The organism is Blautia sp. HCP28S3_G10 (genome assembly GCF_052065235.1).
Classification (GTDB): domain Bacteria; phylum Bacillota; class Clostridia; order Lachnospirales; family Lachnospiraceae; genus Blautia_A.
Genome location: NZ_JBQHUL010000006.1, coordinates 87,433 through 113,661 on the forward strand (window position 1 = coordinate 87,433; position 26,229 = coordinate 113,661).

Below are 26,229 nucleotides of genomic sequence, written 5' to 3' on the forward strand. Positions count from 1 at the left end.
TGGCCTCCTGTTTTATGCGCTTAATGCGGTAGAGTTTGGATCCAGTCTCTTGATGATATCTTCCTGGATTTCCGGGGACAGGTCAAGGAAGTTAACAAATGTTCCATGGATACGTACAATATAAACACCGCTTGGAGCATATTTCTTCGGATTTGCAAGTACTTTACGAAGCATATCCGGTGTTGTAACATTTACATATAAATAGAATGGTGATACTTCTTTTTCATCGTAAGAATTGAAGAACAGTGGTGTAAAAATCTTTGTCTTGAATTCCAGACCTTTTTCTTCCATTGTTTTACCCTTAAAGTATCCCGGGTTGATTCCAAAGTGAGAAGCATATCCACCGTTCATTGTGCTGAATGGCAGATATCTGTTGGAAAGCATTCTCATTCCAAGTCCTCCGGATGCTTCTCCATACAGCGGGTCAACACCATAGTTCAGCATTTCTCTGGATTTTCTTCCGTCAGGTGTTGCGCCAACCCAGTATCCATACATCAGATGTGTGGATGGGGTTGCATAGTCCGGTCTGAATGGATTTCCAAGATAGTTTTTCTTGGAGGATACCATTGCGGAAACTTTTTCTGCGATCTCTTTTGCTTCTTTGTCAACTCTTTCGATGTTGTTTCCGAATTTGTCACATTCCAGAAGATACTGATGCATCTCCTCGTCATGTTCAAAGTTATCACGGAGTGCTTCCAGCATTCTGTCTGCATCTTCCGGTCTTTCTTCAATAAGTGTGTCAATAGCGACGAAGGAGTCTGCCATTACACTGAGTCCGTGGATCAGGCATCCGCTTCCGTTATATTTTGTTCCCTGCTCTTCTGTATCTCTCATATCAATGCCGGATTCGATTCCACCCATCATAGCTGAAAGGAATGGTACCTGATAAATCCCAATCGCTCTGGAAGCATTGTTTGCAGCAGTTGTCATCTCATCCACATAATGATCCAGTTCTTTGTAGAATACCTCTCTGATATTTTTCAGAAGTTCCAGGTTACTGCTGTAGCCCAGTTCTTCTCTTGTCTTTCCGATCTGATCTCCTGTGATTTCAGATTTACCACCCTGGAGTACCAGTTCAAGAACTTTTGGAAGGTTCAACCAGCTGTTTGTTGTATTTCCATTATCTTTACCCATGATAAGAGGCTCCTGGCATCCTGCTACGGAGTAATCCGGAAGGTCTTCTTTTGCTACTCCATTGTTTTCCAGAACTTCAAAGAGTGCATCATCATTAAACAGTGACGGGGTCAGTACTCCTGGTGTAAAGAAGAATCTTCCCATTTCCTCATACAGCTTATCCGGTGTATTCTTATGAAGTTTTACGGAAAGGATCGGCTGTGGCAGGTTCATGTCAAAGTATGCGTCAAACAGTGCATAGGATGTAGGATTTGTAAGATCGTTTCCGTCTACATCTCTTCCTCCGATGATCAGGTTCTGGGAAATTGCCCAGCTTCTGTCTGCTACGTTGAAGAATACAAGCATATGTTTCAGAAGAGCTGCTGTTGCGTCTCTGTCCAAATCTTCTTTTGCTCTGTATGGTTCAAAAATACGGTCAGCATTTCCGACTGAAAATGCAAACGGGTTCGGTGTCTGCTCCAGACACATTGTCTGCCAGATCAGAAGGAAAGACTGGATTGCTTCATAAAGGTTGCCAGCACCTTCTGCCGGAACTTTTTTAAGAACTTCTGCCATGTATGCAAAACGTTCTTTCATCTTGCCTTCACTCTTCTCGGCTTTTTCTTCTGCCATTGCCTGATATCTTCCGGCAAGTACAAGAAGCGCATCCATTGTAATGCTCATTGCTTCGTAGTAATCAATTTTCTTCTGCTCTGTAGCTTTTGCCTGATGTTCTTTGATCTCATTCTTTACATAAAGAGCACCTTTTTCAATAAGATGACGGACATCAGGAATTACATGTCCTGTAACCTGTTCCATGAAAAAAACTGCTTCTTTTGTATATTTTTCTGCCGGTTTATAAGCAGCTGTAAGAACTTTTGCGAAATTATTTTCTGCATAATAATTCTTTACATGTTCGATTCTTTCTTTTGTGATGTCTCCGATCGGATCAATGTCTCCGAATACTGCTGTAGGATCACAGTAACCTGCGAAAGAACTTACTTTAAATGCCGGATTGATCAGTGCGTAGGAACGTGCAAATGCATCATCCTGAGTTCCTGCAAACACATGATAATCACCAAGTGTAAGCGGGATTTCTTTCATAATCTCTACCTGTGTTTTTGCAATACGGATACTGTCAGGCTCATCTTTGTATGTCTCATCACATCTCATGGCGATCTCTCTTGCAAGGAACCAGCCCTCAAGATGATCCAGGGATCTTTCTTCCTGGAATCTGTCTTTTGCAAGCTCTGTGATTTCCTGCGGACTATAGATTTCTGTAATCTTCATTCTTAATTTCCTCCTTGAAATAAATGGTAACTGTTCAGTGCTTTTGAATAGTTATGATAAATAATATGTATGTTTTCTTTTATGTTTGTTTTTGATTTAGTGTTATCAGGTTCTTACACATTCAATTCCATGTTCTCTGAGAACTTTTTCGAAATGTTCTGCAGTTCCCGGTGCAATTCTTCCCGGTTTCATTTTATATTCAAGTCCGCATTGTTCCCATTTACCTTTACCAAACTCATGATAAGTAAGGAACTCAACCTTCGTGTGTTCTCCTTTAATATGTTCCTCAAAAAGTTTTGCAAATCCCTCTGCATCAGCTTCGGAATCATTAAATTCCGGGATCAGCGGCACACGGATCAGTACATTCTGATGCTTTGCGGAAACTATTTCGAGATTCTTTATTGTCCAGGTATTCGGAACGCCCACCCATTTCTTATGGGTTTCATTGTCATAGTGTTTCACGTCCATGATCCACTGGTCAACATAAGGAATCAGTTCTTCCATTCTCGGGTGTGTGCCATTACTTTCGATAGCTCTGTGTATTCCTTCTTCCCCAAGTTTCTGAAGCAGTTCCTTCACTGCATCAAACTGCATTGTGATCTCACCGCCTGTAAGCGTCACCCCGCCGCCTTCAAAAAACATCGGCTTCGACATCTTACATTCTTTTACTACTTCGTCTACTTCATATTCTTTATAGGAAAGCTTGATACCTTTCTGTCTGCGATTATTTGTACATGGACGCTCACTGCAGTTCTGACAGACGGTACGGTCAAGTGTTCCCTCCTTCACTGCTCCTTTCGGGCAACAGCTTTCTTTCAGCCATTCTTTTTCTACAAAAAGTACTCCCTCCAGAGGCATTCCCTCCGGATTTGAACACCAGGGACATTTCATGTTACAGCCCTGCAAATGAATGATCAGGCGGTTTCCCTCACCATCCTGAGAATAATTAAATCCTTTTTGGAAAATTTTTAATTTCATAACTGCCTCCATGTTATCAATATTGGTATTAGTATGTAATACCAATTTAATTAATAAAAAAAGAAGATTTACTATGGTTCTATCATACCCTGTGCCCCCTGATTTGTCAACAAAATCAGGCCCATATTAGTGCACAAAATAATGGTTATTTTTTTGTATAAATAGCTGGTTTTATTTTTTCTTTTAAATTCAAAAATGCCCCGGGGCATAAGACCCGGGACATTTCTGTCATATAGAAATCCTCTATAAATATATCGTGAACACCTACTCGGATATTACGTTCACTTTAGTCGTACAGGTTAGGAGCGATGGAATCGTCTTCCATGTTATCAACATTGTACCAGTAACCCTGTGTTGGAAGGTCTTCTACTTCTTCGCCGTTTGCGATCTTTGTAAGGATATCTACTGTGTTTTTGCCCATTGCCAGAGGAGACTGTGTAACTGCGCCAAACATTGTGCCATCTTTAACAGCTGCTTTGATTGTGGAACCAGCATCAAATCCTGCTGCAAGGATCTTGGTTTCCGGATCGCTTCCCAGTACGCTCAGGTTCTGGTTTGCTGTAAGGATACCTTCTGCTGCTACCTGGTTGGATCCGAAGATTGCTACCATGTTTTCTACGTTCAGAAGTTTGGAAGCTTCTGTTGCACACAGTTCAACTGTTGTCTGGGACGGAACTGCTGTCTGGATCACGATGTTTGCAGAGCTTTCATCTCCTGCATCTGAGCAGTTGTTAACGAAGAATTCGTTTCCTGTTACTGCTACTGTATATCCGTCTGCTGTTGCAAGTTCGATGAATTTATCGATGAATCCAAGTCCACGGTTTGATGTGGATTCAGCTGTACAATCCTGGTTTACTTCACCAACCTGTACTACTGTTCCTGCATCTACCATTTCTTTGATTTTATCTTTTACTGCAGGATAAAGGTTTTCTGCTGCTACTGCACCAGCACCATAGTTGTCTGTTGCGATTGTGGAATATACGGATCCTTCCGGAGCGTTCGGTACACCGGAGTCAAAGCATACTACAGGGATTCCTGCTTCTTTTGCTTTTGTAAGAGAATCAAGTACGGAGTCCTGATCGCATGCTGCAAGGCCGATTCCATCCGGATTCTGGCTGATTGCATTGTTCAGCATGTTTACCTGGTCAGCAATATCGGATTCGGAGTTAGGACCTGTGCAGTTTACTTTTACGCCGATTGCATCTGCTTCGTCCTGGATTCCTTTAACAGCTGCCTGCCAGTATGATGACTGATAGCTCTTTACTACTACTTCAAAACTGTACTCTTCGTTTGGTGTTACAGTTTCTTCTGCGTCTGCTGCCATTACCATACTGGACATGGATGCTACCATAGCTGCTCCTAATACTACTGCTAAAACTTTTTTTCTCATTTGAAAAACCTCCCTTTTTGGTTCTTATATGAAGCCTCCGGCCACATATATTCTTGTTTGATATTGGTATCTTATCCAGATACCAATTTGGGAATAAAAAAAGATTTATGTCCCTCAGCTGTTTATAATTATATCAATCCGGCACTAGGCTGTCAACGAATTCGAAGGCTTATTATTTCACAAAGAATTGTAGCTTTTTTGTACATTATGCTATTTTTTATATATTTATATCCTCTTTCTTTTATATATTTTTTACAATAATTCTGCATACAAAAAGGAGAAGCCGAAGCTTCTCCTTTTGTAATATGTCTTAGATATTCCGCGAATGCCTACTCGGATATCGCATTCACATTAGTCGTAAAGGTTAGGAGCGATGGATTCATCTTCCATGTTGTCAACATTGTACCAGTAACCCTGTGTTGGAAGGTCTTCTACTTCTTCGCCGTTTGCGATCTTTGTAAGGATATCTACTGTGTTTTTGCCCATTGCCAGAGGAGACTGTGTAACTGCACCATACATTGTGCCGTCCTGAACAGCTGCTTTGATTGTGGAACCAGCATCGAATCCTGCTGCAAGGATCTTGGTTTCCGGATCGCTTCCCAGTACGCTCAGGTTCTGGTTTGCTGTAAGGATACCTTCTGCTGCTACCTGGTTGGATCCGAAGATTGCTACCATATTTTCTACGTTCAGAAGTTTGGAAGCTTCTGTTGCACACAGTTCAACTGTTGTCTGGGACGGAACTGCTGTCTGGATCACGATGTTTGCAGAGCTTTCATCTCCTGCATCTGAGCAGTTGTTGACGAAGAATTCGTTTCCTGTTACTGCTACTTTATATCCGTCTGCTGTTGCAAGTTCGATGAATTTATCGATGAATCCAAGTCCACGGTTTGATGTGGATTCAGCTGTACAATCCTGGTTTACTTCACCAACCTGTACTACTGTTCCTGCATCTACCATTTCTTTGATTTTATCTTTTACTGCAGGATAAAGGTTTTCTGCTGCTACTGCACCAGCACCATAGTTGTCTGTTGCGATTGTGGAATATACGGATCCTTCCGGAGCGTTCGGTACACCAGAGTCAAAGCATACTACAGGGATTCCTGCTTCTTTTGCTTTTGTAAGAGAATCAAGTACGGAGTCCTGATCGCATGCTGCAAGGCCGATTCCATCCGGATTCTGGCTGATTGCATTGTTCAGCATGTTTACCTGGTCAGCAATATCGGATTCGGAGTTAGGACCTGTGCAGTTTACTTTTACGCCGATTGCATCCGCTTCGTCCTGGATTCCTTTAACAGCTGCCTGCCAGTATGATGACTGATAGCTCTTTACTACTACTTCAAAACTGTACTCTTCGTTTGGTGTTACAGTTTCTTCTGCGTCTGCTGCCATTACCATACTGGACATGGATGCTACCATAGCTGCTCCTAATACTACTGCTAAAACTTTTTTTCTCATTTGAAAAACCTCCCTTAAATGTTTTGGATTTCTATATGAAGTCTTACGACTGCACATTCACCATTTTTGTTTTTGTTGTTTATATTACCTTAATTAATTCTTTGCATTTTTCTTCTTTAATACATCGATAAGTACTGCACCAAGTAATACAAGACCTGTGATAATCTGCTGCCAGTTTGCCTGCAGTCCGATAAACGGAAGACCTGTTTTCAGAAGACAGATAACGAATACACCAAGAAGGGATCCACTTACTGTACCAACACCACCAGTTGCAGATACACCACCGATGATAGCACCACCGATTGCTTCAAGTTCGAATCCGGCACCTGTACCAGGCTGAACTGTTGCGAATACAGCTGAATAAGCAACTGCTGCAAGTCCTGCAAAGAATCCTGCAATTACATATGCCATGATATGATAGAATTTTACGTTTACACCAGAAAGTCTGGCTGCTTCTTTGTTACTTCCGATTGCAATTGTATAACGTCCGATTTTTGTATGATTCAGAACGAAAGACATAATTACAACTAACAAAATTACCCATACAATACCAAGTGGAATCAGAGTTCCTGATGAAGTTGTAAGTTTGAAGATTTTACGGAATGCTCCTTCCGGAGTTGTTGCTGTAGGCCAGGAAATACCAAAACCACCAACAACGATGGAACCAAATCCTCGGGTAATCATACATGTACACAATGTTACCAGAAATGGCGGCAGATCCATAAGAGCAACCAGCGCACCGTTGATGATACCAAAAAGTACACCAATGAGAATTGTTACAATGATACCTACAATAACCGGAACTCCCTTAAAGGAAACCAGGTATCCACCAATCAGTGAGTAGCATACAAGACCAGTACCAATGGAAAGGTCTACACCTCCTGTAATCAATGGGAATGTTACACCGATAGCCATCAGTGCGATATAGTAGGAATAATCCAGTATACTTACAATTGTTGTATATTTTCTGAAGTTCGGACTCTTAATGGAAAAGAATGCACAGAGTACAATGATTACCATTACTACGATGAACTTCTGTCCGCCAAGCCTGTCTAAAACTGATTTCTTTTTAGCTGCCGGCACTGCTGTATTGTTTGCCATGATCTTATTCTCCTTCCTAATGAATTTCTCTGGTTGCCAGATTCATGATATGCTCCTGTGTTGCCTCGGAAATATCAACTTCTCCGGTAATCTTACCTTCACACATGATAACGATCCTGTCACTCATACGAAGGATTTCTGTCATTTCGGAGGAAATCATGATGATTGCTTTGCCAGATTCAGCAAGTTTATTCATCAGTTTGTAAATTTCATTTTTCGCTCCGACGTCGATACCTCTTGTCGGTTCATCGAAAATAAGGATATCACAGTCTTTTGTCAGCCATTTTGCAATAACGACTTTCTGCTGGTTACCACCTGACAGGTTAACAACAAGCTGATCAACACTCGGTGTCTTTGTTGCAAGTGCATCAACCTGTTTCTGAGCGGCAGTTTTTTCTTTCTTTTTATCAATAAAGAGACCACTGCAGAAATCCTCAAGATTTGCAAGTGTTGTATTCTCAGCAACTGTTTTCTGAACTGCCACGCCATAACGTTTACGGTCTTCAGAAAGATAACCGATTCCAACTTTAACTGCGTCCTGTGGATTATTAATAGTAACTTTTTTACCATTTACGTAGATATCTCCGCTTTCTTTCGGGTCAGCACCAAAGATTGCTCTTGCAGTCTCTGTACGTCCGGCACCCATCAGTCCGGAGAATCCAAGGATCTCACCTTTGTGAAGTTCAAAGCTTACATCCTGTACCATCTTACCTGCATTCAGATGTTCAACTTTCAGAACTACCGGTGCATCCTTCGGCACCATGTTTTCTGTCTTAGGATCTTCATAAATAACACGACCAACCATCATGTTAATGATATCATCTTTTGTACAGTCTTTAGTGATCAGTGTTCCTACATATGTACCATCTCGCATAACTGTTACACGGTCTGTAATAACCTTGATCTCATCCATACGATGTGAGATATAAACAATACCAAGCTGTTTTTCTCTCAGATCGCGGATAATCTTGAACAGATCTTCGATTTCTGTTTCTGTCAGAGCTGCTGAAGGCTCATCGAAGATGATAACCTTTGCATCATGGGAAATTGCTTTTGCGATCTCGCACATCTGCTGTTTACCAACAGTAAGATTTCCCATTGTCTCTGTAGGATCAATGTCGATGTTCAGTCTGTCGAAAAGTTTTCTGGCTTCTTCATTCATTTTTCTATCATCAATACCGAAGCCTTTTTTGAATTCTCTTCCGATGAAGATATTCTGTGCAACTGTCAGGTGGTTAACCATGTTCAGTTCCTGGTGTACAATTACAACACCATTGTCCTGTGCTTCTTTTGCACTGTGGAATTCTACTTCTTTGCCTTCATATGTAATGGTTCCGGAATCTTTTGTATAGATACCTGTCAGAACCTTCATCAATGTAGATTTACCTGCACCGTTTTCTCCCATCAGTGCAAGAACCTCACCTTTACGTATTTCAAGATCTACATGATCCAGGGCATGAACACCGGGGAATGACTTGTCAATGCCCTTCATTGTTAAAATAATATCGCCCATATCTTTACCTCAGCCTTTCTGCTATTATACACCAACATCTCACGACTCTTAGTTTTTACGACGTCTTCCGAGTACGTCAAAGTATACTGCAACGATAACAATAATACCTGTGATGATCAACTGGTAGTTCTTGTTAAGTCCGAGAGCAAGGATACCTTCCTGTAACAGCGCAATGATGAATACACCGATTACGGTACCACTGATAGAAGCAAGACCGCCTACCATGGAAGTACCTCCCATAACGCAGCCTGCAATTGCCTCATTGTTGTACTGATCGCCATAGCCAGGCTGAACAGTTGTGTAAGCAGATACAAAGAAGATTGCACTGACACCTGCAAGTAAACCACAGATGATGTATGCTACCATTTCCCATTTTTTAACGTTTACACCAGAAAGTCTGACTGCTTCTCTGTTAGATCCAAGGCAGAGAATGTAACGTCCGATTCTTGTCTTGTTAAGAATGATCGCACATACAACTGCAAATGCAAGGAAAATAATAAGGCCTACCGGAATATCTCCGTATCTTACAAGGTTTCTGTACCAACCGCCTTCAGCAGTTGACTGTGGCCAGCTGACTGACTGTGTCTTTGTGAATACTGATGCAAGACCTTTTGCAATGTTCATACTCGCCATAGAAACAATGAATGGCGGGATTGACCAGTAAGCTACCAGATATCCGTTGAAGATACCAAACGCAATACCGATCAGCACGCTGATAACCATTGCTGCTGCCATCGGAACGCCATAGCTTGTGAAGCAGTAACCTGCCATCAGTGCACAGCAGAACATAACCGGTCCGATAGAGAAATCGATTCCTCCTGTAGCAATTACGAATGTTACGCCCAATGATAAGAATCCCAGGAAGTATGCATAGTTCAGTAAGTTAAGGATACGTGTAAATCCGAAGAAATTCGGGCTCGTAATGCAAAATGCCACGTACATAACGATCAGAACTGCTACCAGCAAGATTCGGTTCAATCCAATCTTTTTAACAATTGGGCTGTTTTTTAAGTTTCCCATTCCTATTCCTCCTACTCCCAATAATACGGCTGTTTTTGGATGCCGCCCTCTCTTAATTCTTCCTTATTATAAATTTTTTATAAAAATAAAAAAATGGAATATTTTATAAAAAAAGGTTAAAAATTTACGGTAACCATAAATTTTTAACCTTTTTATGTTGGCAATATTGACTAATATCTTCAATCTCCCCTGTCTGCTGTTGGTAGTTTTAACGTGTTAAAGGGGAAAAGAAGCTTCTCTATCTCTTCAGAATACATATTTTCGGGGGTAACCAGCTGACTGCCTGAATTCACTTCTTTGCGGTAAGTGTCGCCTCGCAGCATACGGACCGTCTCCCTGACACCCACATATCCCATCTTGAAAGCTTTCTGTACCACAAATCCTTTAAAAACTCCATGTTCCATCAACTGTACTGCCTCCTGGGAACTGTCTATACCGACTACCTTGATTTCGTTCTGTGCAATTGCAGCTTTTACAGCCCTGGCAGCACCCACTGAAGAATACTCATTCATACCTGCCACCATCTTGAGATTTGGATACTTTTTCATAACTTCAAGGGTAAGTTTATATGCCTTGTTATAGTTTGAATCACAATATTCCACTGCAACAATATTTTTTTCAAGATCCCCAAGCCCCCTGCGGAATCCCTCTTCTCTTTCTACAGCTGTAGATACGCCTTTTACATGCGAAATAATTGCGATCTGATCCATGGCTCCCAGAAGCGTTGACGCAAATTTGCCAAGCTGTTCCCCTGCTTCCAGGTTATCTGTGGCTACTGTAAGATCCTGAACATTCTTATCTGTATAGGAATCTATAAAGCAAATCCTGATTCCGGCTTTTTTCGCCTGTTCCAGAAGTTCGTCCGATTCTGTAAAACTTGAGGGAGAAATCAGTATGGCATCCGGCTGTTCGGCAATAGCTTCTTCAAGAAGTCTGTTCTGTCCTTCCACATCATTTTCTTCATTAGGGGCCATAACTTCAATATCCGAATTATATTCTTTTGCTGCAATCCTGGCTCCCTGGATAAGAGATGTCCAGAAATCATTGGTTCCGTCAACAACTTTGGGGATATAAATAAGTGAAAGTCTTTTTTCTTTAAGTTCCTTTCGGTGCAGACAGACTCCCCCGACTGTACCTGCGGCAAGACAGATCATAATACCAATGGCAAGCCATTTTCTGTATTTTTTCATGCCTGTCCCTCCTGTGTTCCCGGAATTGTGATAGTAGCTGTTGTTCCTTTGCCCGGTTCACTCTCATATACAATTCCGTAATCGTTTCCATAATAAAGTTTCAGACGTTTCTGTACATTATAAACACCAACTCCGTTGGACTGATAATTTACTTTGTGTCTGTCATAAATGTGTTTCAGGGTTTCTTCATCCATTCCAACTCCATCATCGATCACCTGAAGTACTGCATTTCCGTTTCTCATAAAACCCCTTACAATAAGAAGTCCTTTGCTTTCTTTGTATTTAAGTCCATGATAAATAGCATTTTCAATGATTGGCTGGAGAACAAGTTTAATCAGTGGTATGTGCATGATTGACGGATCAACCTCTATCTGGAATTCCAGTTTGTCTTTGTAGCGCATCTTCTGAATTGTAAGATATCCCCTCGCATATTCCACTTCCCGTGAAATCGGCACAACTTCGTCTTCATTACTGATACTCTGTCGAAGCAGTCTTGCAAGTGAAGCAGTCATAAGAACAACTTCTTCATTTTTCTTTCCCTCTGCCATCCAGATAATAGAATCCAGTGTATTATAAAGGAAATGCGGGTTTATCTGCGACTGAAGCGCTTTTAGTTCGCTTTTACGCTTTTCTTCCTGCTCGTGCACATTCTGTTCCATAAGATCCTGAATCTTGTGAGTCATTACATCAAAGGATTTCGTCAGACTTCCAATTTCATTTCTCGAATCAACTACAACATCAGAAATACTGAAATCACCTTCCTGAACCTGTTTCATGGAATCACGAAGTTTCTGAATCGGTCTGGTGATACTTCCGGCAATAAATCTTGAAAGAAGAAGCGCCACCACAACAAGAGCCACTGCTGTTATCATATAGATGCTTTCTGCCTGCCGGCTCTGTTTCAGAAGTTCTCGGACACTTGTACAGTCAACAACGGTCCAGCCTGTCTTTGTGGATCTGGAAATAGAATAAAGTTTGTCACTGTTTCCTGTCCCTGTCAGAACAGTATCTTCCTCTGTATCCATGATCATCTGTATTTTTTCTGTCTGAAGCTCGTTATAAAGCTGCTGCTGCTGTGGATGATAAACAATATTTCCATCTGCATCCAGAATAAAAGCATATCCTTTTGTTCCAACGGTACTCTGATCACATAACTCACTGATTGCACTGTAATTAAGGTCTATAAAGAAAACTCCCTCTTTTTCTCCACTTCCGTTCTTATCCCTGATTCCTCTGCTCAGTGTGATAACCCAGGGGCGCTGTCCGCTGATAATATGCTGGACATGAGAAGATGTAAGCACCGGTCCCTCCTGGCTTTCAAGTGCCTGAGTATACCAGTACTGAGTAGAAAGGTCCAGATCAGAGTTTACAGATTCTTTTCCCTCATTGATGATCATACGACCGTCTTTTCCAATTATTCCAAGATTACGTATATCACTTCGACTGTCCAGAATAGTCTTGAACTGATTTAAGAGTCTTGCCCTTGCTTCTATATCAATACTTCTGCCAAAAAGATAATCCTGTACATCCTCATTGCTTGCGATCAGATATGCAATATTTTCCATATAATCAATATAGGAATCTATATTCTGGTTCATCTGTTCAATAATGGTGTGTGTATATTCTGATGAGTTGTCAAAAATAGAATTGTTAGTAAACCGCACAGAAACCACTGTCACGATCAGAACTGCACAGACTATCAGAATTCCCATTGCAACAGAAATAACGCTCTGAATGCTTTTGAATCGTCCTGTGATCGTTGTGGAAAGCCTGCCATCTTTCATTTACGTTTCTCCCTTGCATATTCCGTAGGTGTACAGCCTGTCATTTTTTTAAATGAAATTCCAAAATAATGCGGATCTGCAAATCCTACTTTTTCTGCAATCTCATAGTTTTTGAGTGTTGTATTCTCCAGTAATTCTTTCGCCTTTTCCATTCTGGTTCGTATTAGAACTTCTGTAAATGTCTCACCTGTTTCTTCTTTAAATATGGTACTGAAATAACTTGTACTTATATTCAGATATGAGCAGATGCTGTTCAGGCTGAGATTAGGATCCATATAATTGTTCTGAATATAGTCCACTGCCATTCTTGCCTGCTTTTCACTGCTTGAGGTATTCTGTTCATCAAGAATCTCAGAGATGTTTTCTATATGTTTTTTTACAATCTCACAGGCTGCCTGAAAAGAATTCTGCAATGTAATCCTGCGGAGAAGTTCTTCTCTTCCTGCTCTGATCCTGTTCATATCAGCGGACACTTCTTCACAGGCGGAATCTACGCTTCGGATCACCTGCTGGAGGTACATGCACACACGGCTTTTTTCTGCAAGTGACTGTTTGATTTTTTCTTCTATTGTAAGAAATGTTTTTTTGATTCTTTCTTTTTCCCCATATTTCACAGCATCTTTGAGTTGTAACAGTGACTGTTCCAGATCCGCTTTCTGTCCGAAATGCTGTTCTTCTCTGTCAATAAGAATTCTGCCTCCCAGAAGATAACGATACTGAAGTGTCTCTACTGCCTCATTGTGAGAAGTAACCAGTTCTTCCGGTTTCCTGACCCAGCTTCCGATTGCCATGGATACATCGATTCCCATGAGTTCATATATCTTCTGTTGTATTTCCTGACAGATTGCTTTTGTTTTCTCGGTAAAATTATGGCTCCATTTTTCCTGAAAAAGTATACAGACACGGTTGCTACCTTCCTGATAGGCAATTCCTGCGCCTTCTCTTCCTGCAATCTCGTCGCTGATATTGTAGAGAACAAATGCCATAAGCGCACTTTCCTGCTGTTTTTCAAGATCCACCTCATACATTCCTGAATATATATCTATGTCAAATACCGCTACTCTGTATCTGACTGCTGATAGTTCAATCCCCATTTTTTCAAGTCGATCCAGGCTTTTCCGGACATCTGTTGTACAGTTTACAAGTGCTTCTATTGCTTTGGAGCGGATCATCTGCACGTTTTCCCTGTAGTTTTCAGAGGTTTTTGTTAAACTTTCCATTTTTTGTTTTTCTCTGCGTATCCGATCCACTTTTTCTTTCATTTTATTGATCACTCCGGTAAGTTCCACTGCTGTTACCGGTTTCAGAAGGTATTCGCTGACATTATACTGAATTGCCTTCTTTGCGTATTCAAACTCTCCGAATCCGCTGAATACGACAATCACAATATCCGGATAATTATCATGAAGGAAGTGGCACAGTTCCATTCCATCTACATAGGGCATCAGTATATCTGTAAGTACTATATCTACCGGATGTTCCTGGACAAATTCAATTGCCTGTTTACCGTTTTCGCAGTCTCCTGCAAGTTCACAGTCAATTCCTGCCCAGTCTATATTTTCTTTTATGGCATCTCTTACCAGAATTTCATCATCTACCAGTAATATTCTATACATATACGTATATTTCTCCCAATCATTATATAATAAATGTTACTGTTCACTCCGTTCACAGCAACTTGGTCAAAATCCATTCCAAATCACCTTCGGTGATGGGATTTTGCCCCGTATGTCTCGGGATTTTGCCATATTCATGGCAAAACACCTCGCGGAATATTACCTGTGAACAGTAACTAATAGATTCATTTTATCATATGAAGTAGAAATATGAAACAAAAAGTGTTATTCTATTTCTATATTAAATAATGTAAAGGGGCTATTTTTATGGAAATCAAAGACTATGCACTTGGACTTCAGCACATTGGAGTTCCTACTGAAAATCTTGAAAAAACTGTTGAATTTTATGAGGCACTTGGCTTCACGATTGCTCATGCTACTGTCAATGAGGCGACCGGACAGAGAGTTCGTTTTATGAAGCTTCAGAATGTGGTTATGGAAGTTTATGATATTGACAAAGCTGCCATGTGTTATGGTGCTCTTGAGCATGTGGCTATTGATGTTACGGATATTGATGCTGTTTATAAACTTGTCTGTGAAAAGGGGCTGAATACGCTGGAGGATGAAGTTCATTTTCTTCCGTACTGGGAGAATGGGGTGAAATTTTTCACTATAGAAGGGCCAAATAAAGAGAAAGTTGAGTTCAGTCAGTATCTGTGATTTGTTGAAATTATAATTCACGATAGAAAAAGCACTCACTTCCACCGTTCGCTACGCAATATTTTCTTATCCGTCTGCGCCGCTGATTTTCGACTTTCTCCGCTAACTCGCTACGCTCAGACAAGCTGCGAAAGCCGAAGCTATGCTCGACGGCTAAACAGAAAATATCGCTAGTGCTCACTCATGGAAGTGAGTGTTTTTCTACCTGAAAATTCAGGCTGGCGTTCCCTTACATAAGAAATAATCGTGATTGCCTGAATTCATAAACATATCATTTTCAGATGCTGACTCCGGGGCCTGCGGCAGCGGACCGCAGCGCAGCTGCTAACTACCCGCCGGAGGCTTCACAAGGACAGGGAACGGCTAACCTTCGTTCTCTTTTTTCGGAAACCACAGCCGATTGGCGCTGCCGTATTATATACAGTAACGATTCAGGAATCCGGCAATTGTGCTGCCGCATTACATATATAAACTGTAATGGAAACCTGGCGAGGCTTCCGAGCTTCGATCCGTTCTAATGATTGCTGCTGTGCTTGTCTGAGTGCGAAGCACGAGTTCTGCTAAAGCAGCAATCCATAGATGAACGGGAGAAGCCGGAAACGCAGTCCGTTTCCAGAACGGTTTATATATGTAAAAGGCAGAAGCTTTCTATCATATTTCTAGGCGCGTTACTGCATTTACTGCATATAAAGGGCAGAAGATTCTCTCCAGTTTTCTGATACAAATAAAAAACAGAGACAAGCCATAGCCTGTCCCTGTCCTTCACATTTATTTAACTATAAATCCATCTTCATCCCACAGATCATGCCAGTCTTTTGCGCCTTTCCACAGAAATACCTGTCCTTTTACAAGACGGTTTCCTCTTTCAAGTGTTCCGATCTTCGCCATCTCCTCATCTGTAAGCGGATCCTCTGTTACAGATTTCAGATTGCTCACATAATTATGTACTGAGAATGGAATGGAAATCTCACCTCTCTGATGAGCCCATTTCAGTGCGATCAGAGCCGGATGAACACCGTGTGCTTTTGCGATTTCCTGCATTTCTGGTGTCTGCATATCAGCAACATCTTCCGGGCAGATATCTCTTTCCGGTCTTCTCGGTGAACCAAGAGGCATATATCCAACCGGCTGAATATTATGCGCAACAAGATAATCAAACTGTTCCTGCTGCTGGAAACATGGGTGAAGTTCCAGTTCACATGCAGCCGGTTTGATATTCATTAACGGAAGAACAGCTTCAAGTTTCGGGATTGTCATGTTGGAAATACCAATATAACGGATTTTTCCTTTTTTGACCAATTCCTCACACTGACGGTATGTATCCATAAATTCCTCAACACTGAACGGTTTTGATTCCGGATTTCTCGCATCTACATCACAGAATGGTGCATGATAGTTCGGGAATGGCCAGTGAATGAAATAGAGATCGATATAATCACATTTAAGATCATGGATACTCTTATCACATGCCTCTTCAACTTTTCTGTGCATATCATTCCATACTTTTGTCATGATAAAGAGTTCTTTTCTTTCTACAACTCCCTCATCGAAAGCTTCTTTGAAAACATCTCCGATCTGATCTTCATTTCCATAGCATGCAGCGCAGTCAAACATGCGATATCCGCTGCGGATAGCTCCTGCAACTGCTCCTGAAACATCTTCCGGGCTCACACGGTCAGAACCAAATGTTCCCATTCCCACACATGGTACTTCTTCACCTGAAGGAAGAGTTACTTTCGGTACGATTGCCGGATTAACAAATTCTGCCATTTTTAATTCCTCCTGATATTCATTATATAATTTTCGTTTTATTATACTTTTTAAAGCTTTTCTATTTCGATCTGCGGAAGAAGTTTTTCCATATCTTCCATTACAAAAAATCCTGTTTCTTCTCTCATTGCCGCAGCTGCTGATATTGCGCTTGCTCTTCTGAGGGTTTCCGGAAGAGAAAGCCCCTCACTCAGTCCGAGTGCAAAGCCCGCTATCATAGAGTCTCCGCAGCCAACCGTATTGACTGCATCAATCTTCGGGACTCTTGCACGGAAAATCCCCTCTTCACCTACCGCCAGAGAACCATCAGCCCCAAGTGAAACTGCCACGGTTTCCACACCGCCCGCATGAATACTCTTTGCAGCCTCGATAATATCATTGATATCATCGCAGTGTTTGCCTGTCAGCATACGGATCTCGTCAATGTTTGGCTTAATAAGAGTCGGTGCCGCTTCAATTCCCATTTCAAGAAGTTTTCCACTTGTATCAAGGATCACAGGTTTTCCTGCTTCTTTGACAATTTTTACAAGACGCTGATAAGCCGTTCCGTCAAGTCCCTTTGGAACACTTCCTGACATTGCAACAACTTCGGCGTCTTTTACAAGTTCACGGAATTTCTTTTCGAATCCCAGAAAATCATCTTCTGTAAGAGTAAATCCAGGCTCCAGAAATTCTGTCTGTACATGATTTACATCATCCCAGATATTGATACAGGAACGGCTCTCTGAAGCCACATGATAAAAAGCACTCTTTATTCCAAATGGCTTCAGCGCATCTTCTATGTAATTTCCCGCATGTCCGCCTACAAATCCGGTAGCTACTACCTCAGCTCCGAAAATAGAAGCAGGTTTTGAAACATTCAGCCCTTTTCCTCCCGGGACATAAGAACATTCACGTACACGGTTTACTTCTCCGACTTTAAAATCATCTACCACATATCTTTTGTCGATGGCGGCATTTAATGTAACTGTAAGTATCATCTCAGTCTTCCTCATTAGATAAAAGAATCTTGCCTTTTACAAGTCCAGGTGTCTTGAACAGCTGAAATGCTTCCTGTGCCTGACTCATAGGAATCTTCTTGTAGATGAAACCTGGATCAAATTTCAGCTGACCAGTTGCAAAATAATGTGCGGTAAGATCCCATTCACGTCCCGGGAACGGTGCGCTGTATGACATCCATGATCCTGTAAGTTTGAATTCCTTACGGTTCATGTTCTCCCACATTGCAGGTGTGAAAGTAAGATTTTCATGAGGAGTACCAATAAAGCATACATTTGCTTTGTTTGCGGCAAGCTCAAACGCCATCTGCATGGTCGGAACCTGTCCTGCTGTCTCAAATACAAATCCATATCCCTTTCCACCTGTAATGGCCATGGCTTTTTCCATGTATCCTTCTTCTTTTGTATTGATAACTTCATCTGCGCCAAGACGTTTTGCCAGGTCAAGACGTTCATTACTGATATCAAAAACAACTACTTTTTTGGATCCGAAAATCTTTGTCCACTGCATTGTGAACATACCTACTGTTCCGCCGCCAAGAATTGCAACATATTCTCCGCCGTGGTAGTCATTCTGGAATACACCGTGGATCGCTACTGTTGCAGGTTCAAACATTGCACCCTGCTCGTACGGTACTGAGCTGTCAAACGGTACTGCATTCTGTTCCGGAACTACAACATAGTCTGCATTTGAACCCTGCTGTCTGGAACCGATGAAGCTGTAATGTTTACAGAGAGAGAAGTTTCCCTTCTGACAGTCATCACACTTCATACATGGAAGAAGCGGTGCACCTGAAACACGGTCTCCAACTTTTACTTTTGTAACGCCTTCACCGACTTCTACAACATCACCGGAAAATTCATGACCCAGGACGATCGGATAAAAATGTACACCGTTATGCAGTACTCGCGGAATATCTGATCCGCAGATACCTGAATATTTTACTTTGATTTTTACAGTGCCTTTTGTTACTTTTGGCTCTTCTATTTCCTGATACTGTACATCTTCATTTGCTACTACTACTGCTGCTTTCATTTTTAATTACTCCTTTCGCGAAAGCCCCTGAGGTGGCGGGCATCGCCCCCTCAGACTCCCCCTGCATTTTTATAAAAATCATCTGAGTTATTCAAATCAGAATGTATGGGTTTATGTGTTCTTTCAAAGATATTTGTATATGTTAGATATCCCGTATGGAGACACTCTGTTGATTATTTATCTACCTGGACATCATATGTTTCAGTGACTTATACAGTTCGAGATATATTCTATATGTTTCATCGTACACTTTTTTATTAGCAGGATCTGGTTCGTGGCGCCGTGTTTCTTTTACTGTAAGGGATACTGCCTCGTCGTAATCTTTGTAGAGACCGCAGCCTACACCTGCCAGTATTGCCGCTCCAAGTGTTGTTGCTGTATCAGAGGCCGGTACCACGATCGGTTTTCCTGTTATGTCGGATTTGATCTGTGTCCACAAAAGTGAATTTGCGGAACCACCCATTGCACGGAGTACTTCAACTTTTGCTCCTGCCGCCTCGGCAATCTCAAGGTTGTGTCTTACAGAAAGTGCCACACCTTCCATGCAGGCACGTACCATATGACCTTTTGTCTTCGCAAAGTCAAGTCCGTAGAAAACACCTTTTGCATAAGGGTTCCAGATCGGCGATCTTTCTCCCGACATATATGGAAGAAATACCAGCCCGTCACTTCCCGGAGCAACTTTTTCAGCAATATCATTCAGCTGGTTCAGCGAAGACTCACCTGTCTGTGCTTTCATCATACGTTCATAATCTGCGAACTCATGCTCGAACCAGCGCATGACTCCACCGCCACCGGTAGTTCCTCCCTGAAGGAGCCACTGTCCCGGTACAACGTGAAAACTGAGGATGAGTCTCGGATCTGCTTTGTAATCGTCAAGACAGATGCTCATTCCACCTGCCTGTCCACCCTGTTCCTGCGTCTCGCCAGGATGGATAACCCCTGCTCCCAGTGTTCCACAGGCTGCATCAAGTCCGCCGGCAACTACGGGTATTCCCTCCACAAGTCCTGTTTCTTTTGCTGCTTTCGCTGTTACAGTTCCAACAATTTCATCGCATGCACATATTTTTTCCGGAAGAAAGCTTTCCGGAATTCCGAGAAGTCTGCACATTTCAGAGTCCCATTTACCTGTTTTCATATTGAAACAGTGAATTCCATATCCCTGTGAAACATCCTGTGTAATGGCATCTGTCAGTCGATATGCAATATAACTGTTTGACTGCAGGATTTTGCAGATGTTTTTATATACCTCCGGCAGGTTTTCCCTGTACCAGAGGATTTTTGCTGTTGTATAAGATGGCTGAAGTGAATTCCCGGCAATCTCAAAAATCTTCTCTTCACCGATTTCCTTATTCAGACGGTCACATATGGACTGTGCCCTGGTATCCATCCATATCGGTGTATTTGTAAGAACCTTTCCCTCTTTGTCAATGGCGATTGCAGACCAGCTCTGTCCGTCAATGCCCACGCCCGCAATTTCTTCCGGCTGTATTCCCGCCTGTGTGATCACCTTACGTGTTGCACCACAGACTGCAGTCCACCATTCCTCCGGATTCTGCTCAGCCCATCCTTCATGAGGATAGTACACCGGATAATCACCGTTAGCTGCTGCCAGAACCTGTCCCTCTCTGTCAAAAAGAGTAACTTTGCAGGCACTGGTTCCTATGTCTATTCCCAGTAAATATTTCTTTGTCATTATTGACCTTCTCCATGTTCCTGAATTCATGTTACAATGCTGTCACAGATTTTCCATTTATTACTTCTGTAAACAGTTTTTCGCAGACCGGCTCCTGGTTTTCATCTTTTCCCTGTTCCAGCCGGTTCAGAATAATTCCTGCAACCTTATGGGCAATTTCCTCTGTAGGCTGTGATACGACAGTCAGTTTCGGATTGCATGCTCTGGCAAACTGAAGATTGTCAAACCCTATCACTGAAAGCTGTTCCGGTATGCTGATTCCCAGCTCATTAATACCTATGATCGCTCCCATAGTCATTTCATAGTTAGTAACAAACACAGCTGTCATATCCGGATTATCTCTGACCAGTTTTTCCAGTTCTCTCACACCGCCCTGAATTGTATAATCACCATGACTGATAAGAGAATCCCTGATCGGTATTCCTGCATGTTCCAGAGCTTTGCAGTAACCTTTCAGGCGTTCCTGTGCTGTAAAAATATCCTCAGGTCCTCCGATTATTCCTATGGATCTGTGACCTTTTTCGAGGAAAATATTCACAGCATCTTCTGCTGCTTTCTGATTATCAACAAGCACACTGTCGCAGACAAGTCCCTGTATGCTCCGGTCGATCAGTACAACAGGTTTACCGGTTTTGCGGAATTTTTTCAGGTGATTTCCCTCACCGTCTACCGGCATATTGATAATTCCGTCAACCCGTTTACGAGTAAGGAATTCCACTGCTTCCCGCTCCAGTTTCCTGTCTGTCCGGCAGTCACAGACGATTGTTGCATATCCGTGACTGCGCAGGACATCTTCCATACCGGTAATGATCTCCGCACAAAATGTATTATTCAGTTCAGGAATCACTACTCCGATCGTCTTGGTCGCATTGGTCTTCAGTCCGCGGGCAACCTCATTCACTTCATAATGAAGTTCTTCGATTGCCTCTTCAATCTTTATTCTGTTTTTTTCTCTGACATTTCCTCCATTGAAATAAGAAGAAATGGTTGCCAGTCCCAGTCCGGTCCGATTGGCGATATCTTTCATTGTTGCTGCCATGCTGTCACCCTGGTATCCGATATATTAAAATTTATTCAGCTTTTCCGTCACATCCGCAGACTTTCATTCTTGCCATAACAAGTTCTTTTACTGCCTGGATTGCAGTTTTTCCATAAGCCTTAGGATCTATCGTATCCGGTTTTTCTTCCAGAAGTTCTTTTACTGCCCTGCTGTATGCTGCACGAAGTTCTGTTGCAAAGTTTACCTTGCAGATACCACGTTTAACGCAGTCACTTACATCTTCATCACTTAATCCGGAAGCGCCGTGAAGTACAAGCGGGATATCAACAACTTTGCGGATCTCGCTGAGTCTTTCTTTGTCAAGGACAGGAGTTCCAACATAGAATCCATGAGCTGTTCCGATTGCTACAGCCAGAGAAGTAACACCTGTACGTTCTACAAATTCTTTAGCTTCCTGCGGATCTGTATTTGTATCTGCCTCAGCTTCCAGGTCATCTTCTTTTCCGCCTACTTTGCCAAGCTCTGCTTCGCATGGAATGTTCAGTGCATTTGCAACATCTGCAACACGCTTTGTCTCTGCGATATTTCCTTCAAAATCAAGCTTGGAACCATCGATCATTACAGATGTATATCCCGCATGCATTGCCTGCATTGCCAATTCAAAGCTGCTGCCGTGATCCAGATGGAGACACACCGGAACAGATGCTTTTTTTGCTTCTGCTGTTACAATTGCGGCATATGTCTCTACTGTTCCGTATTTAATAGTAGATGGTGTTGTCTGGATCATAACAGGCGCTTTCAGTTCTTCTGCTGCCTGAATGATTGCTTTGACCATTTCCATATTCTCCGCATTGAAAGCTCCTACTGCGTAACCGCCTTCCTGTGCTTTTAACAGCATCTCCTTTGATGTAACAAGTGGCATAATGTTTTCCTCCTCATCATTGACATATGATCTACGTGAATTTTCAGAAACCGAAACGTTTCTGTTTGAGTTCATAATAGTGCTTTCTTCTCTTCATGTCAACCGTAAAATATTCATCTTTTACAGGAAAATATTTCCTTGCAATATTTCCGGATAAAAGTTAAATTGATAAAAGATATAGTGTAACTGTTCACAGGTAATATCCCGCGAGGTGTTTTGCCATGAATATGGCAAAATCCCGAGACATACGGGGGCAAAATCCCATCACCGAAGGTGATTTGGAATGGATTTTGACCAAGTTGCTGTGAACGGAGTGAACAGTAACGATATAGTAATTAACGGAGGTATTGACATGTTAAAAGGAATTCCTGAAATTTTATCACCTGAATTATTAAAAGTTTTATGCGAAATGGGACACAGTGACCGCCTGGTAATCGCTGATGGAAACTTCCCGGTTGAGTCCATGGGCAAAAATGCCATCACAATCCGCTGTGACGGACATGGAGTTCCGGAAATCCTCGAAGCTATCCTGAAAGTTTTCCCTCTGGATACTTATGTAGAACATCCGGTAAACCTGATGGAAGTTATGAAGGGTGACAATGTAGAAACTCCTATCTGGGATACATACAAAGAAATCGTTCGTAAATATGATGACAGAGGAGATGCCGCTGTTGGCAATATCGAACGTTTCAGCTTCTATGATGAAGCAAAAACAGCTTACTGCATCATTGCTACAAGTGAAAAAGCTCTGTATGCAAACATCATGCTGCAGAAAGGTGTCGTTATTAATAATTAATTCGGCCATCTTTAGTAACTTCTATAAGTTACATCTTTTCTACCAACCCTGGAAGTTTTATACTTTCAGGGTTTTTAATTACTGTTCAAATTTTTCTTTCCATATCTGGACATTTCTTCAATCTCTGTGTTATATTATGGAAGTAATATTTTTGTAATATTTATGCAAATATTCACAGGAGGTTACTCTTAATGAAACATACTCGAAAACCTGAAATCCGGTCCGGACTTGCTTTTTTTCTGACTGCATCACTCCTGTTTGGAAATGTTTCTGCCATTTCTGCCGATGATTTTTCTTCGGAGATATCTTTTGAATCAGAGGACGAGTCTTCTGATTCAATACAGAATTCGGAACTTTCAGAAAATGAAATAACTGTTGAAAACGATACAGATTCCTCTGCTGATACTGAATCTTCTCCTGGAAAACCTGCTGACAGTACTGAGGATTTCTCAGCGGACAACAGCACTGCTGTTTTTTCTTCCGGTACCTCTGATGACGATCAGCTGGATTACATTCTCGGCCGTCCCATGACGCAGAAAGAATATGAAGCACAGCTTGCTCCTCTTGAAAGCCTTGTTCCCTATACCATAGAAGACAGTGATGCAGGCAGCAGTCTTTCCGGGAATGGACGCGGCAGCAGCATGTTCAGAAGTGCCCGCAGTTTTCCATCTAAATACGATTCCCGCAGCCAGAATCTTGTCACTTCTGTCAAAAACCAGTCCGGCACAAATATGTGCTGGGCTTTCAGCCAGATCTCCAATGTTGAAACCAGTCTCTTGAGCCAGGGACTTGGAACCTGGGATCTTTCGGAAGAACATCTGGCCTACTTCTGGGCAAACCGTGTGAATGATCCACTGGGAAATACGCCCAATGACAAAATCAATCGCATTTATACCAGCACCCCAAACAAAGGCTATCACGAAAGTGGAAACGGTTGGGTTTCCTCCTTCTTCTTAAGCACCTGGTCTGGTATGACTACTGAAGATAAGCTTCCTTTCAGTGCGACATGCCAGACATATAATGACAGTCTTGCATACGATACTGATGTGTATATGGAAGATGCAGTCTTTTCAGATTACAGCAACTCACGAATGAAAGAGCTCATCATGAACTATAATTCTGTTTCTGTGATGATCCTCATGTATTCCAATTATCTGAATGGAAACACTGCTGCCTACAGCTATCCAAATGGAGGTAATACGATCAACCACGCCGTCACTATAGTAGGATGGGATGACACATACTCAAAAGACAATTTCGCAGCTGCTTCCAAAGTTACCTCTGACGGTGCCTGGATCGTAAAAAACAGCTATGGTACCGACTGGGGAGATAATGGATATTTTTATTTATCATACGAGAACACTCCTATGAAAAATCTCGTATGCAACACGGGCACTACTACTCCGTTATACACGAATAATTATTTTTATGACGGCGCATCTACAGGAAGTTTTACCTGGCAGCTGTCTCAGGGGGATTCCATTGCAAGCATCTTTACCGCTTCAGCCGGTAACAGCAAAGATGAAGAACTTGGAGAAATCGTTCTCGCTGCCAAAGAGGACAATATCAATTATCAGATTCAGGTTTATACAGATCTTACTGATCCTTCGAATCCGACCAGCGGAACGCCCGCTTACGAAGAACCAATGAGCTATACAAAAGAATATTCAGGAATTGATACTGTAACCCTCGATACACCGGTAACTCTGAAAGCCGGTTCCAGATATTCTGTGATCGTGACCCTGCTCAGCAATGTTAAGGTTCCTTATTATTTTGAAAAAACTACTACAGTCAAAGACACGTCCTGGTTTCAGGCAGTTCCTGAGATCAGTTCGGATCAGAGTTTTCTGAGAACATCACAGGCTACAGCATGGCAGGATATGGCAGTTAAAAATAATTGCTGTTTTTCTCTGAAAGCCCATACGCGCACCCTTGACTCCGGAACCGATACACCTGACCCGACAGTTACTCCGACACCTGCGGTGACTGCCACTCCGGTTCCAACTGCTACTCCAACTCCTGCGGTGACTGCTACCCCGGTTCCAACTGCTACTCCAACTCCTACGGTGACTGCTACCCCGGTTCCAACTGTTACCCCAACACCGACGGTGACTGCCACTCCGAGACCGACTGCTACTCCGGTTCCAACTGCTACTCCGACTCCGAAAGCAACACCAAAGACTGTAGCTCCTGCTGCGAAGCCTTTCGGTTACCGTATTACAGTTTCCAGACTGAAATATAAAGTAAATGGCGCCTTTACCGTTTCCTGCATCGGCACAACAAATAAAAAAATTAAAACGTTAAAAATACCTGCGACAATCCGTTATCAGGGTGTTACCTATCGTGTGACTTCCATTTCTGCCAATGCATTTAAAGGCAAAAAGAAACTGACCACAGTTACCATCGGAAACAACGTTTCTGTTATTGGCGGATATGCCTTTGCCCAGTGCAGCAAACTGAAAAAAGTAACAATCGGAACAGGACTTACCAAGATAAGCACACATGCTTTCACAAAAGTAAAAAGTAACTGCACAATTACCATCAGAAGTCTGAAACTCCGGACTGTATCCGGAAATTTTGACAAATCCGTTAAGAAAATGGTGATCAAAGTGCCAAAGAAAAAATACAAAGCCTATCGGAAACTTTTCCGGAAACGCTCAAAAACAGCCACAATCAAACGTATATAAAAATCCCGGAGATAAATTCCGGAGTCATTCTCAAATGACCTCCGGATAATCTCCGGGATTTTTAACTTTAATTACTTATTTTTCTTTTTATGATAAATCAGCAGTAAGCGCCAAATATTCCTGCGGATTTCCTAACACTCTGTTTCCCTCTATAATTGTAGGCGAAAGATATTTAGACTATTTCACTACAATTACGGAGGATAAGTTATGGCAA

At 42.0% G+C, this 26,229-nt stretch carries 19 protein-coding genes; 3 read left to right on the forward strand and 16 right to left on the reverse strand.

What is annotated here, in order from left to right; genetic code table 11:
• Positions 1-12 precede the first annotated feature (12 nt).
• From ACTNB8_RS04630 to ACTNB8_RS04675, 10 genes are all read right to left on the reverse strand, one after another.
• On the reverse strand, positions 13-2,403 hold the full coding sequence (locus tag ACTNB8_RS04630) for a pyruvate formate lyase family protein (RefSeq protein WP_441052699.1): 2,391 nt from the start codon (positions 2,401-2,403) through the stop codon (positions 13-15).
• A 105-nt stretch (positions 2,404-2,508) separates the two neighbouring features.
• Complete coding sequence (locus ACTNB8_RS04635) at positions 2,509-3,381, reverse strand: glycyl-radical enzyme activating protein (RefSeq protein WP_441052701.1); 873 nt, start codon at positions 3,379-3,381, stop codon at positions 2,509-2,511.
• 286 nt (positions 3,382-3,667) lie between these two features.
• Positions 3,668-4,771 carry a substrate-binding domain-containing protein gene (locus ACTNB8_RS04640; RefSeq protein ID WP_296155142.1) on the reverse strand — a complete coding sequence of 368 codons (1,104 nt, stop codon included), beginning with the start codon at positions 4,769-4,771 and terminating at the stop codon, positions 3,668-3,670.
• Positions 4,772-5,122: 351 nt separating this feature from the next.
• Positions 5,123-6,226 carry a substrate-binding domain-containing protein gene (locus ACTNB8_RS04645; RefSeq protein WP_441052703.1) on the reverse strand — a complete coding sequence of 368 codons (1,104 nt, stop codon included), beginning with the start codon at positions 6,224-6,226 and terminating at the stop codon, positions 5,123-5,125.
• A 93-nt stretch (positions 6,227-6,319) separates the two neighbouring features.
• Positions 6,320-7,327 (reverse strand): ABC transporter permease, encoded by a 1,008-nt coding sequence (locus ACTNB8_RS04650; protein WP_441052705.1) that lies wholly within the window; start codon positions 7,325-7,327, stop codon positions 6,320-6,322.
• A gap of 16 nt (positions 7,328-7,343) precedes the next feature.
• A complete protein-coding gene (locus tag ACTNB8_RS04655; RefSeq protein ID WP_441052707.1) occupies positions 7,344-8,840 on the reverse strand; it encodes a sugar ABC transporter ATP-binding protein in 1,497 nt (498 codons plus the stop codon).
• Positions 8,841-8,888: 48 nt separating this feature from the next.
• Positions 8,889-9,860, reverse strand: a complete 972-nt coding sequence (locus ACTNB8_RS04660) for an ABC transporter permease (protein WP_441052709.1) — start codon at positions 9,858-9,860, stop codon at positions 8,889-8,891.
• A 179-nt stretch (positions 9,861-10,039) separates the two neighbouring features.
• A complete protein-coding gene (locus ACTNB8_RS04665; RefSeq protein WP_441052711.1) occupies positions 10,040-11,050 on the reverse strand; it encodes a substrate-binding domain-containing protein in 1,011 nt (336 codons plus the stop codon).
• The gene (locus ACTNB8_RS04670; protein ID WP_441052712.1) at positions 11,047-12,834 is read right to left on the reverse strand and encodes a cache domain-containing sensor histidine kinase; all 1,788 of its coding nucleotides are present in this window, start codon (positions 12,832-12,834) and stop codon (positions 11,047-11,049) included. The genes ACTNB8_RS04665 and ACTNB8_RS04670 overlap by 4 nt, the downstream gene beginning before the upstream one ends.
• On the reverse strand, positions 12,831-14,450 hold the full coding sequence (locus ACTNB8_RS04675) for a response regulator (RefSeq protein ID WP_441052714.1): 1,620 nt from the start codon (positions 14,448-14,450) through the stop codon (positions 12,831-12,833). The genes ACTNB8_RS04670 and ACTNB8_RS04675 overlap by 4 nt, the downstream gene beginning before the upstream one ends.
• Positions 14,451-14,717: 267 nt before the next feature.
• Between ACTNB8_RS04675 and ACTNB8_RS04680 the strand changes: the two genes are divergently transcribed.
• A complete protein-coding gene (locus ACTNB8_RS04680) occupies positions 14,718-15,110 on the forward strand; it encodes a VOC family protein (RefSeq protein ID WP_441052716.1) in 393 nt (130 codons plus the stop codon).
• Between the two features lie 768 nt (positions 15,111-15,878).
• Here the strand turns inward: ACTNB8_RS04680 and ACTNB8_RS04685 are convergent.
• The 6 genes from ACTNB8_RS04685 to ACTNB8_RS04710 form a co-directional block, all read right to left on the reverse strand.
• Positions 15,879-16,880 carry an aldo/keto reductase gene (locus tag ACTNB8_RS04685; RefSeq protein WP_441052717.1) on the reverse strand — a complete coding sequence of 334 codons (1,002 nt, stop codon included), beginning with the start codon at positions 16,878-16,880 and terminating at the stop codon, positions 15,879-15,881.
• A 50-nt stretch (positions 16,881-16,930) separates the two neighbouring features.
• Positions 16,931-17,860, reverse strand: coding sequence for a 1-phosphofructokinase (gene pfkB / locus ACTNB8_RS04690; RefSeq protein WP_441052719.1), 930 nt, complete (start codon positions 17,858-17,860; stop codon positions 16,931-16,933).
• 1 nt (position 17,861) lies between these two features.
• Positions 17,862-18,914 carry a galactitol-1-phosphate 5-dehydrogenase gene (locus ACTNB8_RS04695; RefSeq protein WP_441052721.1) on the reverse strand — a complete coding sequence of 351 codons (1,053 nt, stop codon included), beginning with the start codon at positions 18,912-18,914 and terminating at the stop codon, positions 17,862-17,864.
• Between the two features lie 181 nt (positions 18,915-19,095).
• Entirely contained in the window at positions 19,096-20,610 is a 1,515-nt protein-coding gene (gene xylB / locus ACTNB8_RS04700) for a xylulokinase (RefSeq protein WP_441052723.1), read from the reverse strand.
• 31 nt (positions 20,611-20,641) lie between these two features.
• The gene (locus ACTNB8_RS04705; protein ID WP_441052725.1) at positions 20,642-21,649 is read right to left on the reverse strand and encodes a LacI family DNA-binding transcriptional regulator; all 1,008 of its coding nucleotides are present in this window, start codon (positions 21,647-21,649) and stop codon (positions 20,642-20,644) included.
• Between the two features lie 31 nt (positions 21,650-21,680).
• Positions 21,681-22,532: a class II fructose-bisphosphate aldolase gene (locus tag ACTNB8_RS04710; RefSeq protein ID WP_441052727.1), complete on the reverse strand. Its 852-nt coding sequence runs from the start codon at positions 22,530-22,532 to the stop codon at positions 21,681-21,683.
• A 352-nt stretch (positions 22,533-22,884) separates the two neighbouring features.
• On the opposite strand from ACTNB8_RS04710, the gene ACTNB8_RS04715 reads away from it, so the two are divergent.
• Both ACTNB8_RS04715 and ACTNB8_RS04720 read left to right on the forward strand, forming a co-directional pair.
• A complete protein-coding gene (locus ACTNB8_RS04715) occupies positions 22,885-23,328 on the forward strand; it encodes an RbsD/FucU family protein (RefSeq protein ID WP_441052729.1) in 444 nt (147 codons plus the stop codon).
• Between the two features lie 191 nt (positions 23,329-23,519).
• Positions 23,520-26,015 (forward strand): C1 family peptidase, encoded by a 2,496-nt coding sequence (locus ACTNB8_RS04720; protein ID WP_441052730.1) that lies wholly within the window; start codon positions 23,520-23,522, stop codon positions 26,013-26,015.
• Positions 26,016-26,229 lie beyond the last annotated feature (214 nt).